9 protein-coding genes are annotated in these 12,995 nt (G+C 63.7%); 5 read left to right on the top strand and 4 right to left on the bottom strand.

Translation table 11 applies throughout. From position 1 onward, the window contains the following. The 4 genes from ACF8GB_RS03225 to lexA are packed head-to-tail and all read right to left on the bottom strand — an operon-like array spanning position 1 to position 5,740. Entirely contained in the window at positions 1-3,081 is a 3,081-nt protein-coding gene (locus tag ACF8GB_RS03225) for an error-prone DNA polymerase (protein ID WP_392526534.1), read from the bottom strand. After that, complete coding sequence (locus ACF8GB_RS03220; protein ID WP_078478668.1) at positions 3,081-4,496, bottom strand: DNA polymerase Y family protein; 1,416 nt, start codon at positions 4,494-4,496, stop codon at positions 3,081-3,083. The genes ACF8GB_RS03225 and ACF8GB_RS03220 overlap by 1 nt, the downstream gene beginning before the upstream one ends. A gap of 6 nt (positions 4,497-4,502) precedes the next feature. Further along, positions 4,503-5,123 (bottom strand): translesion DNA synthesis-associated protein ImuA, encoded by a 621-nt coding sequence (gene imuA / locus ACF8GB_RS03215; RefSeq protein ID WP_392526533.1) that lies wholly within the window; start codon positions 5,121-5,123, stop codon positions 4,503-4,505. Further along, complete coding sequence (lexA, locus tag ACF8GB_RS03210) at positions 5,123-5,740, bottom strand: transcriptional repressor LexA (protein ID WP_392526532.1); 618 nt, start codon at positions 5,738-5,740, stop codon at positions 5,123-5,125. The genes imuA and lexA overlap by 1 nt, the downstream gene beginning before the upstream one ends. Positions 5,741-5,833: 93 nt before the next feature. On the opposite strand from lexA, the gene ACF8GB_RS03205 reads away from it, so the two are divergent. The 5 genes from ACF8GB_RS03205 to ACF8GB_RS03185 all read left to right on the top strand — a co-directional run bounded on the left by ACF8GB_RS03205 (position 5,834) and on the right by ACF8GB_RS03185 (position 12,590). Beyond that, on the top strand, positions 5,834-6,520 hold the full coding sequence (locus ACF8GB_RS03205; RefSeq protein WP_392526531.1) for an HAD family hydrolase: 687 nt from the start codon (positions 5,834-5,836) through the stop codon (positions 6,518-6,520). Further along, a complete protein-coding gene (locus ACF8GB_RS03200) occupies positions 6,504-7,082 on the top strand; it encodes a hypothetical protein (protein WP_392526530.1) in 579 nt (192 codons plus the stop codon). Before ACF8GB_RS03205 ends, ACF8GB_RS03200 begins: the two co-directional genes overlap by 17 nt. A gap of 118 nt (positions 7,083-7,200) precedes the next feature. Continuing rightward, a complete protein-coding gene (gene uvrA, locus ACF8GB_RS03195; protein WP_392526528.1) occupies positions 7,201-9,714 on the top strand; it encodes an excinuclease ABC subunit UvrA in 2,514 nt (837 codons plus the stop codon). 75 nt (positions 9,715-9,789) lie between these two features. After that, the gene (locus ACF8GB_RS03190) at positions 9,790-11,439 is read left to right on the top strand and encodes an MFS transporter (protein WP_392526527.1); all 1,650 of its coding nucleotides are present in this window, start codon (positions 9,790-9,792) and stop codon (positions 11,437-11,439) included. After that, positions 11,436-12,590, top strand: coding sequence for an HlyD family secretion protein (locus ACF8GB_RS03185; RefSeq protein WP_058639207.1), 1,155 nt, complete (start codon positions 11,436-11,438; stop codon positions 12,588-12,590). Before ACF8GB_RS03190 ends, ACF8GB_RS03185 begins: the two co-directional genes overlap by 4 nt. The last annotated feature ends 405 nt before the right edge of the window (positions 12,591-12,995 follow it).

Below are 12,995 nucleotides of genomic sequence, written 5' to 3'. Positions count from 1 at the left end.
TCAGTGGAAATCCCGGCTGCGTACGTCCAGCCCCTGCAGCAGCACGCTCACATCCTCCAGGCGTCGGGCCACCAGGTGGCGCACGCCATTTTCCTGTTCCAGGCGGCCACTGACCTTCATCAGCCGGGCGCCGACCAGTGCACGCCGCTGCCGTTCGGCCAGGTCCCGCCACACCACCACGTTGACCATGCCGAACTCATCCTCGAGCGTGACGAAGGTCACACCACTGGCGGTCTGTGGCCGCTGCCTGCCCACCACCAGCCCGGCCATGGCGATGGCGTCGCCGTGTTCGACACCTTGAAGCTCACCGGAACTGCGACACCCCAGTGCCCGCAGACGGGACCGCAGCAAGGTCAATGGGTGCGGCCCCAAGGTCGTGCCCATGGCGTGATAGTCGGCTACCAAATCCTCGCCGACGGTAGGCGCCGGCAGCTCGACCGGCTGCTCGGGGGCCGCCTGCACGTCGGCGAACAAAGGCAGCTGCGCCTGTACCGCCGCCACTTCCCAGCGTGCCTGGTGCCGGTGCCTGGCCAGCGCGACCAGGGCGCCTGCATCCGCCAGACGAGCCCGGGCGCGCTCATCCAGGGCCGAGCGCAGGCACAGGTCCTCGACGTCTCGCCAAGGCTGCATGGCCCTTGCCTGTTCGAGCCGGCGCACATCGGCTTCGGCCAGGCCGCGGACCAAGCGCAAGCCCATGCGGATTGCCAGTTCACCCCCAGGCCCTGGCTCGAGCGTGCAGTCCCACTGGCTGTGACACACGTCCACCGGCCTCACCTCAATGCCCTGGCGGCGAGCCTCCTGGAGCAGTTGGTCGGGGCTGTAGAACCCCATCGGCCAGCTGTTGACCAGCGCGCAGGTGAAGATGGCCGGCTCGTGGCACTTCAACCAACTGCTGGCATAACACAGCAGTGCAAAACTGGCGGCGTGGGATTCGGGGAATCCGTAGCTGCCAAAGCCTTTGATCTGTTCGAAGATGCGTTCGGCGAACGCCAGTTCGTAGCCATTGCGCTGCATGCCGTCGAGCAACCGCTCGCGGTGCGGCTCCAGCCCGCCGTGGCGTTTCCACGCGGCCATGCTGCGGCGTAGTTGGTCGGCCTCACCGGGGCTGTAGTCCGCCGCGACCATGGCCAACTCCATCACCTGCTCCTGAAACAGCGGCACGCCAAGGGTGCGCTCGAACACCGCCTTGAGCTTGGGCGATGGGTACGTCACCGGTTCCTGCTTCAGGCGCCTGCGCAAGTAGGGATGGACCATGTCGCCCTGAATGGGACCGGGACGCACGATGGCGACCTCGATGACCAGGTCGTAGAAGGTTCTGGGCTGCAGGCGCGGCAACATGGCCATTTGCGCCCTGGATTCGATCTGGAACACGCCCATGGTCTCGGCGCGGCTGATCATGGCGTACGTGGCCGGGTCTTCGGCAGGGACGGTGGCCAGGGTCAAGTGTCGCCCACGGTGCTGCTGTACCAGCGCAAAGCAGCGACGCAGTGCACTGAGCATGCCCAGTGCCAGCACATCGACCTTGAGCAGGCCGACCATGTCCAGGTCATCCTTGTCCCACTGGATCACGGTACGCTCGGCCATGGCCGCGTTTTCCACGGGCACCAGCTGATCGAGGGGTTGTTGCGAGATGACGAAGCCACCTGGGTGTTGCGACAAGTGCCGGGGAAAACCGATCAGCTCACCAGCCAGCACCAGGATGCGCCGCAGCACCGGGCTGCCTGCATCGAACCCCGCCTCCATCAAAAGCTGCTCATCGGGGATGCGGTCGCTCCAGCGGCCGCAGCACTTGGCCAGGGCGTCCACCTGGTCGGCTGGCAGCCCCAATGCGCGAGCCACATCGCGTACCGCCCCACTGGCGTGGTAGGTGTTGACCACCGCTGTCAACGCCGCGCGGTGTCGACCATAGCGTCTGAATACATACTGGATGACTTCCTCGCGCCGATCGTGCTCGAAGTCCACATCGATATCCGGCGGCTCGTTGCGCTCGCGTGACAAAAAGCGCTCGAACAGCAAGCGATGCTTCATGGGGTCCAGCTCGGTGATCCCCAGCACGAAGCACACCACCGAGTTGGCTGCAGAGCCGCGCCCCTGGCACAGGATGTGCTGCTCACGGGCAAAGGCCACGATGTCGTGGACGGTGAGGAAATAACTCTCGTAGCCCAGCTCGCTGATCAAGGCCAGCTCTCGATCGAGGGCTTGGCGGACTTGGGTGCTCGGGCCCTGGGGCCAGCGCAGCGGCAACCCTTGCTCGCACAGCTGACGCAACCAACTGGCAGGGGTATGCCCAGCGGGCACCAGTTCTTCGGGATAGCGGTAGCGCAGCTCGGCGAGGTCGAAACGGCAATGCTCGGCTATCACCAAGGTCTGGGCCAGCAAGTCGGCAGGATACAACTCGGCCAATTGGGCAGGGGTACGCAAATGACGTTCGCCGTTGGCGTACAGAAAGCGCCCTGCCTCAGCCACTTGACACCGTCGGCCAATGGCCGTCATGCAGTCTTGCAGGGCGCGCCGACCGCGCACATGCATGTGAACGTCCCCGCACGCCACCGCCTGTACACCCAAGGCCGTCGCCAATGCGCGCAGACGCGCCAGGCGCTGGTCGTCATCGACACCGCGGTGAAGATGCACGGCCAGCCATAGGCGGTGCTCGAAGACTTCCCTCAACCACTCGCCCACCGCCTGATCGGCAATATCGTCAGGCACCCATAATGCCAACAGGCCCGAGCTGTGCGCAGGCAGGTCCTCGCGAAATAGCTGGTAGTTCCCCTTGGACGCCCGACGCCGCGCACGGGTGATCAAGGCGCAAAGGTTCTGGTAGCCCTGCAGGTCTTGCACCAGCAGCACCAGCTTAGGCCCGTCCTGCAGTTGCACTTCGCTGCCGACGATCAGCCGTACACCCTGCTCTTTCGCCGCTTGCCATGCGCGCACGATGCCAGCCAACGTGCATTCATCGGTAATGGCCAGGGCTTGGTAGCCTTGCTCGCGAGCCCGGCGGAACAACTCATCGGCGCTTGAAGCCCCGCGCTGGAAACTGAAGTTGCTCAGGCAATGCAACTCGGCGTAGCCAACGCCGCTCATCAGAACCAGCCCTGCAGCCACAGCGGGCCGCCTTGGCCGAGGTCGCGGTAGGCCCACCCACGCAGGCCCTCACGGGTTTCGATGCGATAGTAATCACGGCGCACGTCCCCGCCGTCCCACCAACCGGACTCGATGCGCTCGGCCTGCCCCTGAACCTGGTACGCCTGCTCTTCGAGCACCGTGGGGGTTGCCAGCAGCCAGCCAGGACGGCTTCCGGGTGCAACGCACAGGCTGGACCACTGGCCGATTTCATTGGCCTGCCATGCTTGTTCAGGACGATGGTCCGCCAAGGCACTGAGCCCCGTCACGGCCTGGTCACCCAGGCGTGCACGCAAGCGTTCGCGCAGTTGTTCCCACGGTTGCGCCTGCTGGGCACGCGGGTCGAACAACGCTTTGTGTTGAGGTACGAACGGTGGCAAATCCTCGGCCACCAGGCGCAGGTTACGCACCGGCGCCTTCAGGCGCACCGATTCCAGCCTGCCACGGGCCAGTTCCAGCAACATGGCCGGGTCGCGTTCTGCAGCCAACAATCCAACGTCGAGCTGGGTGTCAGAGCCCTGCGCGTGCTCCATGTACACCTTGAAACGCTGGACACCACAGTCGCGCCCCGCCAGGAACGCGGCCAGGTCGGTCAGCAGGCGACGTAATGGGAACAACAGCGCCTGATGCGACTCCACATCGAAGTTCAGCTCCAACCGCGCGTCGAAACGATCGGGCGGTTCGAAGAACGCAAGGCCCAGGTTGCGCATGCCCAGCAACTGATCCAGGTGCAACTGCACCTGGGGAGCAAAGCGCCTGGCCAGTGCATCACGCGGCAGCGCCAGCACATGATTGAGCTGGCGCAATCCCATGCGGCTAAAGGCCTGGGCATCCTCCGGTCGCAGACCGATCCGGTCGATGGGCATTTCGGCCAACGCTGCACGGGTCGAAGCGGCATCTTCCAACGCCAACCCGTCGTGAGCATTGGCCAGCATGCGCGCAGCCACCGGGTTGCTGGCCAGGACGATGCGCTGACGCAGGCCCAGCGCAGACAGTTCCTGGCGCAGGCGCGCCTGCAATACTGGCCACGGCCCGAACAACTGCAGGCTGGACCCTACCTCCAGCAACAAAGTTCGCGGGTAGTGCAAGCTGACCTGGGCACTGAAACGGTAGGCCCAGGCGGCCAGCAACTGCTGCAACGCATCGATGCGCCTGGGGTCGACTTCAAGGCAGGTGAAGCCGTCAGCCAGGGCACGTGCTGCCGTCAGGGTTTGACCAGCGCGAAGCCCCAGGGCGGCGGCCGCTGGGTTGACCGACTGCAGGACCCGGCGCTGACTGGGACCACCCAGCAGCACCAGGGGTGCGTCACGGTCGTCGCGCTCGCGCAGCAGGCTGTCCAGCGCCAGCTGCGGAAATAGAATGCAGGCCCACAACATGATCCATCATCCCTGCCTTGAACACGCGATCGGTTGGGCCGGCGGCATGCCGCCACGGCATTTGATCACCCGCCACTGGGGTGGGCGTACGTCGATGGCCAGGCGCAATGCCGCAGGCGACGGATTGTGCAGGGCCGCTTGCCCGCGGCAGGCGAACGCCAGGGCCTGCCCGGTTTCCGCCGCGACCTGCAAGCGGCGCAAGGCGCGGTCGTCGGCGCGTTCCGGCCAGCACACCACAGCGGCACAACTGCCCGAACGCAGGCACTGCTCGGCGGCCCACAGGGTATCGGTGGTGCCCGCGTCGACCTGGAACAGCCAGCGCAAGTCGATGCCCGCCGCCTGCCAGGCTGGTGCAAAAGGGATGAAGGGAGGTGATACCAACACCACGCGTCCGCCCTCGCCGCTCAGGCGCGCCAGCGTGGGCCAGAGCAGTTGCAGTTCGCCGCTGCCAGGGTGGGCGAGCAACAATTCGCTGAGGGCCGCTGCCGGCCAGCCGCCTTCGGGCAGGCGTTCGTCCAGGCTGGCATGCCCGGTCGGTTGCAGGCCCAGTGGCCGGGCCTGGGCTTGACGGCCGCGCCACACCCGACGCTGGTCGAGCAGCCTGTCCAGATCGACGACCGCGCCCATCAGTCGCGCCGCACCAGGCCACAGAAGATGCCTTCGATGAAGAGATCCTGGTCCGGCCCTACGTCAATCGGCGCGTAAGCCGGGTTGCGCGGCAGCAGCCGATAGCCCTCGCCCAGGCGCTGGAGGCGCTTGATAGTCACCTCGCCGTCCAGCCGAGCGACCACGATCTGCCCGTCCCGCGCATCGCCCTGCTGGCGAATGCCGACCAGGTCACCGTCGAGGATGCCGTCACCTATCATCGAGTCCCCACGCACCTTGAGCAGGTAATCGGGGGTGCAGCGAAACAGGCTGGGGTCGAGCAGCAATTGCTCGTGGATGTCCAGGTCTGGCCCGATCGGCGCACCGGCAGCGACCTGCCCGAGGACCGGCAGTTCCAGCATTTCAGGCCGGCGTAACGGCCTTGCCAGGCGAATACTGCGGGCCTGATTGGGGGTGACGTCGATGTAGCCTGCCTGGCACAGCGCGGTGATGTGCTTGCGGGCCACGCTGCGTGAGGCAAAACCAAAGCGCGTGGCGATATCGGCCAGGCTAGGCGGTTGGCCTTGTTCGGTGATGCGCTCGCGAATGAAATCGAAAATGGCGCGGCGCTTAGGGGTTAGAGTGTCCATGGAGCACATTTGTACTCTTTCCGGAGCACGCTGACCAGCCCCCTTCGTCGTCGTCATTGGTTATCATCGTCTGGCCACCCCGTACCTGACTGGGAAATCCTGATGTTCAATGCTTTGCTGTTCGACCTTGATGGCACCCTCACAGACACCGATACCCTCCATTTACAGGCTTTTCGCCAGCTACTGCATGAGTACGATGGCCGCGAACTGAGCCAGGACCAGTTTGATGCCCAGATCAGTGGCCGGGCCAATTGCGAACTGTTCGCAGAGTTGTTCGAAGGCGCCAGTGCCTCGCAGTGCCAGGCACTGGCCGAGCGCAAGGAAGCGCTTTTCCGTGAAATGTCGCCAAAGCTCGAGCCGCTGCCTGGGCTGATTCGTCTGCTCGATCACGCCAGCACCCACGGCGTAGGCATGTGCGTGGTAACCAACGCCCCACGGCTCAATGCCGAACACATGCTCGCAGGCCTGAAGTTGAGCGACAGGTTCGACCACGTGGTGATTGCCGATGAACTGGCCAAGCCCAAACCCGACCCGCTTCCCTACCTGACCGGCCTGCAGCGGCTGCAGGCCCATGCCGACCAGGCGTTGGCGTTCGAAGACTCGCTGCCGGGTGTTCGGGCAGCCAGCGCTGCCGGGATCTTCACAGTCGGCCTTGCCACCACCCAGACGCCACAACGTTTGATCGAGGCAGGTGCGCGCCTGGTCATCGATAACTTCGAAGATGCGCGCCTGTGGGCGTTATTGGGCACAGACAGGGCGCCGGCGGGAAGCAATGAAACAGCAGGCTGAACTTCACCTGCGCAGCCCGCTTCTGTTTCGCTGCGTAGCCCTGGGGCTGGGATTGGGCATGGTCGCAGTGTGCAGCCTGGCGATGTATGCCATCTGGATGGATGTGCTGCCGGTCTTTGGCCGCCTGTACCGCAACGCCCCGGTAGTCGAGACTTCGTTCAAGGCGTTCTTCATGATCGGTGTGATTCCGTTGACGCCCATCGTGGTCCTCGCCGCCATTATCGGCCTTTTTACCGGCCGCAAGTTCGACCCGCCGCGGGCGTCCCGGCTTGACCGTTTCCAGCTCCGCTCCTTCCAGGTCACGCTCATGGCGATATGCATCGCGGCCCCGGTGATGATTGCAGTGACCACGGCAACGCTCATGATCAAGGACTATCGGCCGTGCGCCCAATTGCGTCTATCCGGATCGAGCGGCCACATGTTCTGGGTCAACGATGACCGGGTGTGTTTCACCCCGGATGCTTACATCAATGATCATTGGCCCTGCAAAACGGTGGGCGACCGACAGGTGTGCGTCCAGGTCGATGGCCACGCTCCGCTCAGCTCGCAGGCTGCCCGGTAGAACTCCCTGGCCGCTTGAAGCGTCCTACAGCGTGCGATCCCCATTCGACCGCAGGCCACACACGTGATCGATTGCCTGCTATGTCTTCCCGACCCAACTGCCAAGCAAGGACAGCCACATGCCAAGCGACACACCCGCCTTCAGCGGTTTCATTCGTGTACGGGGTGCGCGCGAGCACAACCTGAAGAATGTCGATGTCGATGTACCGCGCGACGCATTGGTGGTGTTTACCGGCGTGTCCGGTTCCGGCAAGTCGTCCTTGGCTTTCTCAACACTGTATGCCGAGGCCCAGCGCCGCTATTTCGAGTCGGTGGCGCCTTACGCTCGGCGCCTGATCGATCAAGTGGGTGTGCCCGACGTAGACGCCATCGAAGGCTTGCCGCCAGCGGTGGCGCTGCAGCAACAGCGTGGCAGCCCGAGTGCGCGGTCTTCGGTGGGCAGTGTCACCATGCTATCGAGCTCCATCCGCATGCTGTACTCGCGCGCAGGCCAGTACCCTGCCAACCAGCCCATGCTGTATGCCGAGGATTTCTCGGCCAACACGCCTCAAGGCGCCTGTCCCGCGTGCCATGGGCTCGGCCGGGTCTACGAGGTCACCGAGGCGACCATGGTCCCCGACCCCTCGCTGAGCATCCGGGAACGGGCAGTGGCTGCCTGGCCCATGGCCTGGCAAGGGCAGAACCTGCGGGACATTCTGGTCACCCTGGGCTATGACGTGGATGTACCCTGGCGCGATCTGCCCCAGAAGCAGCGTGACTGGATTCTCTACACCGAAGAAACACCCACCGTGCCGGTCTACGCGGGCCTTACGCCTGCCCAGGCACGCGCTGCCCTCAAGCGCAAGGCAGAGCCCAGCTACCAAGGCACGTTCACCGGCGCCCGGCGCTATGTGCTGCATACCTTCATGCACTCGCAAAGCGCGCAGATGCGCAAGCGCGTGTCCCGCTACATGCGCCCAAGTCCTTGCCCCACGTGTCAGGGCAAACGGCTCAAGCCCGAGGCATTGAGTGTGACCTTTGCAGGTTTGGACATCGCAGCGCTGTCGCAACTGCCCCTGCAGGCCCTGGCCGAGGTACTGCGCAAGGTGGCGGCAGCCGAGTACCTGATCCAGGACGATGACCTGACCGTTGAAAAACGCCTGGCCGCGCAACGCATCGCCAGTGAGCTGCTGGTGCGCATCGACACGCTGCTCGAGCTCGGCCTGGGTTACCTGGCGCTCGAGCGCAGCACCCCTACCCTGTCATCGGGCGAGCTGCAACGCCTGCGCCTGGCCACGCAGCTCAATTCGCAGCTCTTTGGCGTGGTCTATGTGCTGGACGAGCCCTCCGCCGGCCTGCACCCCGCCGACAGTGAAGCCTTGTTCGAAGCCCTGCAGCGCCTCAAGCAGGCGGGCAATTCGGTGTACGTGGTCGAACACGACCTGGACACCATGCGCCGTGCGGACTGGCTGGTGGACGTGGGACCGGCCGCCGGGGAGCACGGAGGTGAGGTTCTCTACAGCGGACCGCCGGCTGACCTGGCCCAGGTCGAGCAATCGTGTACGGCCCGCTATCTGTTCCAGGTACAGGACAAGACACCGCGCCCATTACGCGAGCCCCAGGCATGGCTACACCTGGAAGGCATAACCCGTAACAACCTCGACAACCTCAGCGCAGCGTTCCCGCTGGGCTGCTTCACGGCGGTGACCGGCATCTCGGGCTCCGGCAAATCGAGCCTGGTCAGCCAGGCCCTGCTGGAGTTGGTGGGCGCACACCTGGGCCACGTCGAGGCTTCACAGGATACTCAGGAGGCGGACTTGGAAGATGAGCCAGAGCAGGTGAGCACGGGCCGCGTCAGCGCAGGCCTTGAGCACATCAAGCGGCTGGTGCAGGTAGACCAGAAACCAATCGGCCGCACGCCTCGCTCCAACTTGGCCACCTACACCGGTCTGTTCGATCATGTACGCAAATTGTTCGCCAGTACCGAACAGGCCAAGGCCCAGGGTTTCGATGCCGGGCGTTTCTCCTTCAACGTGGCCAAGGGCCGATGCCCTACGTGCGAAGGCGAAGGGTTTGTCAGTGTCGAGTTGCTGTTCATGCCAAGCGTGTTCGCGCCTTGCCCGACCTGCCACGGGGCCCGCTACAATCCAGAGACCCTCGCGGTTGTCTGGCGTGGCATGAATATCGCCGAGGTGCTGCACCTGACCGTGGAACAGGCGTTGAGCGTGTTTGAGGATCAACTCTCGGCGCGGCGTTCGCTTCAGGTGCTGCAAGACATAGGCTTGGGCTATCTGCGCCTGGGCCAGCCGGCAACGGAGTTGTCAGGGGGCGAAGCGCAGCGGATCAAGCTGGCCACCGAGCTGCAACGCCAGGCGCGCGGCGCCACCTTGTATGTGCTCGATGAGCCCACCAACGGCCTGCATCCACAAGATGTCGACCGCTTGCTGGTGCAGCTCAATCGCCTGGTGGACAACGGCCACAGCGTGGTGGTGGTCGAACATGACATGCGCGTGGTCGCCCAGTGCGATTGGGTGATCGACATCGGCCCTGGTGCGGGCGATGCCGGCGGCAAGGTGGTCGCCAGCGGCACGCCCGAACAGGTAGCCACGACTGAGCACAGCCGTACAGCCCCCTTCCTGGCACGGGCTTTGTAGCAGCGCTGGATGACATCGACGCGAGCGCATGCGGCCAAGCAACTGCCGCTTTCAACACCTTAGATAGGCTGGTTCATGGACAAGTACGCACCCCGCCAGTGGTTGCCCCACGAGAAACCGACCCTGCCAGGTTCGCCGTCTACGCCCCTGCACAGCCCAGCCAAGCGCCTGGCCTATGGCCTGGTCGGTTTGCTGGTCGCCATCACCGGCGGGCTTGGCAACGCGCTGGTGACCGCAAACCTTGTGTTTCTGCAAGGTGCACTGGGCGCGACCACGGCGGAAATGGCCTGGCTGCCAGCGGCCTATGTGATGACCAACGTGTCCATGAACCTGTTGCTGGTCAAGTTTCGCCAGCAATTTGGCTTGCGTGCCTTCACCGAAGTGTTCCTGGTGCTCTATGTCTTGGTGACCTTCGCTCACCTGCTGGTCAACGACCTCAACTCGGCCATTGCCGTGCGGGCCGCCCACGGCATGGTGGGCGCCGCGCTGACCTCGCTCGGCCTGTACTACATGATCCAGGCCTTTCCTGCGCAGTGGCGGCTCAAGGCCATGGTCCTGGGCCTTGGTGCTTCCCAGCTGGCCTTGCCGCTGGCACGGATATTTTCAGAAGACCTGCTACTGATCGCCGAATGGCGGGGGCTTTACTTGTTCGAACTGGGGCTGGCGCTGACAGCCCTGGGCTGCGTACTTCTGCTCAAACTGCCACCTGGTGACCGCTTCAAGACCTTCGAGCCCTTGGATTTTCTTACCTTCGCCCTGATGGCCAGCGGCACGGCGCTGCTTTGCGCTGCCTTATCGCTTGGTCGCATCGACTGGTGGCTGGATGCGCCATGGATCGGCATGGCGCTGGCAGGCTCGATCGTCCTGATCCTCAGTGGACTGGCGATCGAGCACAACCGCGAGAACCCCTTGCTGATGACGCGGTGGCTGGGCAGCGGCGCCATCATCCGCCTGGGGCTGTGCGTGATCCTCATCCGTATGGTCACCTCCGAACAATCCACCGGCGCAGTCGGCTTTCTGCAGATGCTCAACATGTCCAGCGAACAGATGCGTTCGCTGTACTGGATCATGCTGCTCGGCGCGGTCGCCGGGCTGGCGACCAGCGCCCTGACCATCAATCCCAACCACCTGATCCTACCGTTGCTGATCTCCCTGCTGGCCATGGCGATAGGGGCCTTCATGGACAGCAGGTCGAGCAACCTGACCCGCCCTGCGCAGATGTACTTGAGCCAGTTTCTATTGGCGTTCGGCAGTACGTTCTTCCTGGGCCCCTCCATGGCCCTGGGCATCGGCCATGTGCGGGCCAATCCGCAGAACCTGGTGAGCTTCTCGGTGCTGTTCGGCATCTGCAACAACCTCGGTGGCCTGATTGGCGCAGCGCTGCTGGGCACGTTCCAGATCTGGCGGGAAAAATTTCACTCAAGCCACCTCATGGACCACTTGGGCAGCGTGGAACCGCTGGTCACCGCCCGGGTTCAAAGTGGTGGTGCAAGCGTCGGGCGCCTGATCGCCGACCCTGCCCTGCGTACTGAAGTGGGCATGCGCCAACTGGCCAGCGCGGCCACCCGAGAAGCCAATGTGCTGGCCTACAACGATGTCTTCATGCTCATTGGCGCTATCGCTATTCTCACCATGATCTGGATCTGCATACGCGGCACCTGGCTCTGGTACAGCAAACGTCAGGCCCGCCTGACCGACCCATCCCTTGGCGCACCGACACGATGACCGAAGAATCCCGCACCACCACCACGACCGCCATCGCCGAAGCGCCGGAAGGCACACCGCCACCCAGCGAGCCGACCTCACCTGGACGCACCCGCAAGGTGCGCATACTCTCTGCCATCACATTCGGCTGTGTTGCCTTGGTCGGCGTGCTGGTGGTGCTTTATGCCTGGCGCCTGCCCCCTTTCAGCAGCGCCATCGAAAGTACCGAAAACGCCATGGTGCGCGGGCAGGTCACGATCATAGGTCCGCAGTTGAGCGGCTATATCGTCGAGGTGCCCGTACAGGATTTTCAGTACGTCAAGGCAGGCCAGTTGCTGGTCAGGCTCGATGATCGCATCTACACCCAGCGTCTGGCCCAGGCGATTGCCCAGCAGCAGCAACAGGAAGCGGCGCTGGCCAACAATGCCCAGCAGCGCAAGAGCGCCGAAGCGACCATCGCCCAGCGCCAGGCTGCCATCAATGACGCCGCCGCGCAGTTGACCAAAGCCAAGGCCGATCTGTCGCGTAACCAGGCGCTGGTGAGCGATGGGTCAGTGTCACGACGCGAACTGGATGTTACCCGCGCCAGCGAAGCGGCAGCGGCGGCGAGCCTTGCGCAGGCCAAGGCCGCGCTTGAGATTGCTCGGCAGGATCGTGAGTCGGTGATCGTCAACCGCGCGGCGCTGCTGGCTGCGGTCGAGAATGCCAAGGCAGCCGTGGCCCTGGCCCGTATCGACTTGGACAACACCCGCGTCACTGCGCCCAGGGACGGGCAGCTGGGGCAGATCGGCACGCGCCTGGGCGCCTATGTCAACTCAGGTGCCCAGCTGATGGCGCTGGTGCCCGATACGTTGTGGATCATCGCCAACATGAAAGAAACGCAGATGGCCGACGTGCGCATCGGTCAGCCGGCCAGTTTCACGGTGGATGCCTTGAACCATTTGAAGCTGTACGGGCACATCGAACAGATCTCCCCTGCTACGGGTTCGGAGTTTGCGTTGCTTCAGGCGGACAACGCGACCGGCAACTTCGTCAAGATCGCCCAGCGGATACCGGTGCGTATCACGGTGGATGCGGGGCAGCCAGAAGCTGCGCGGCTGCGGCCGGGTATGTCGGTGGTGGTCAGCATCGATACGGGGGAGCAGCGGTCCTGTGTTGGATCTGGGTGCTAGCGGATTGATGGAGGGACGTCTTTCAGGTGGGTCACCTATTGGCGAGAATGGAAATTGGGTATCACGTTGCACCTTATAGATCAGTCTCTTTCATAGTGGTGTAGCTGCGTTCAAAAAACTTTAAACTACCTACCATTTCTTGTAAGAGCGGCCTGGCCGGAGCGCCGGACCGGCCGCGATGGGGCGCGCTGTGGCCCGAGTTTGGAGTTTGTTTGTTGTGATTTAAATACTGGGGCCGCTGCGCGGCCCATCGCGGCACTAGGCCGCTCCTACACCGGATATGTACATAAACGAAATGGCAAACAACAGCCAGCAATAAAACTCATACTCGATCTTGATCTTGATCTTGATCTTGATCTTGATCTTGATCTTGATCTTGATCTTGCTTTGGCTTTTGATCTTGCT

This window comes from Pseudomonas sp. xss_4, assembly GCF_043104125.1.
In the GTDB taxonomy this organism is placed as follows: domain Bacteria; phylum Pseudomonadota; class Gammaproteobacteria; order Pseudomonadales; family Pseudomonadaceae; genus Aquipseudomonas; species Aquipseudomonas parafulva_B.
The sequence above is the reverse complement of the archived record's forward strand: the minus strand, read 5'-3'. Positions and strand labels throughout refer to the sequence as shown.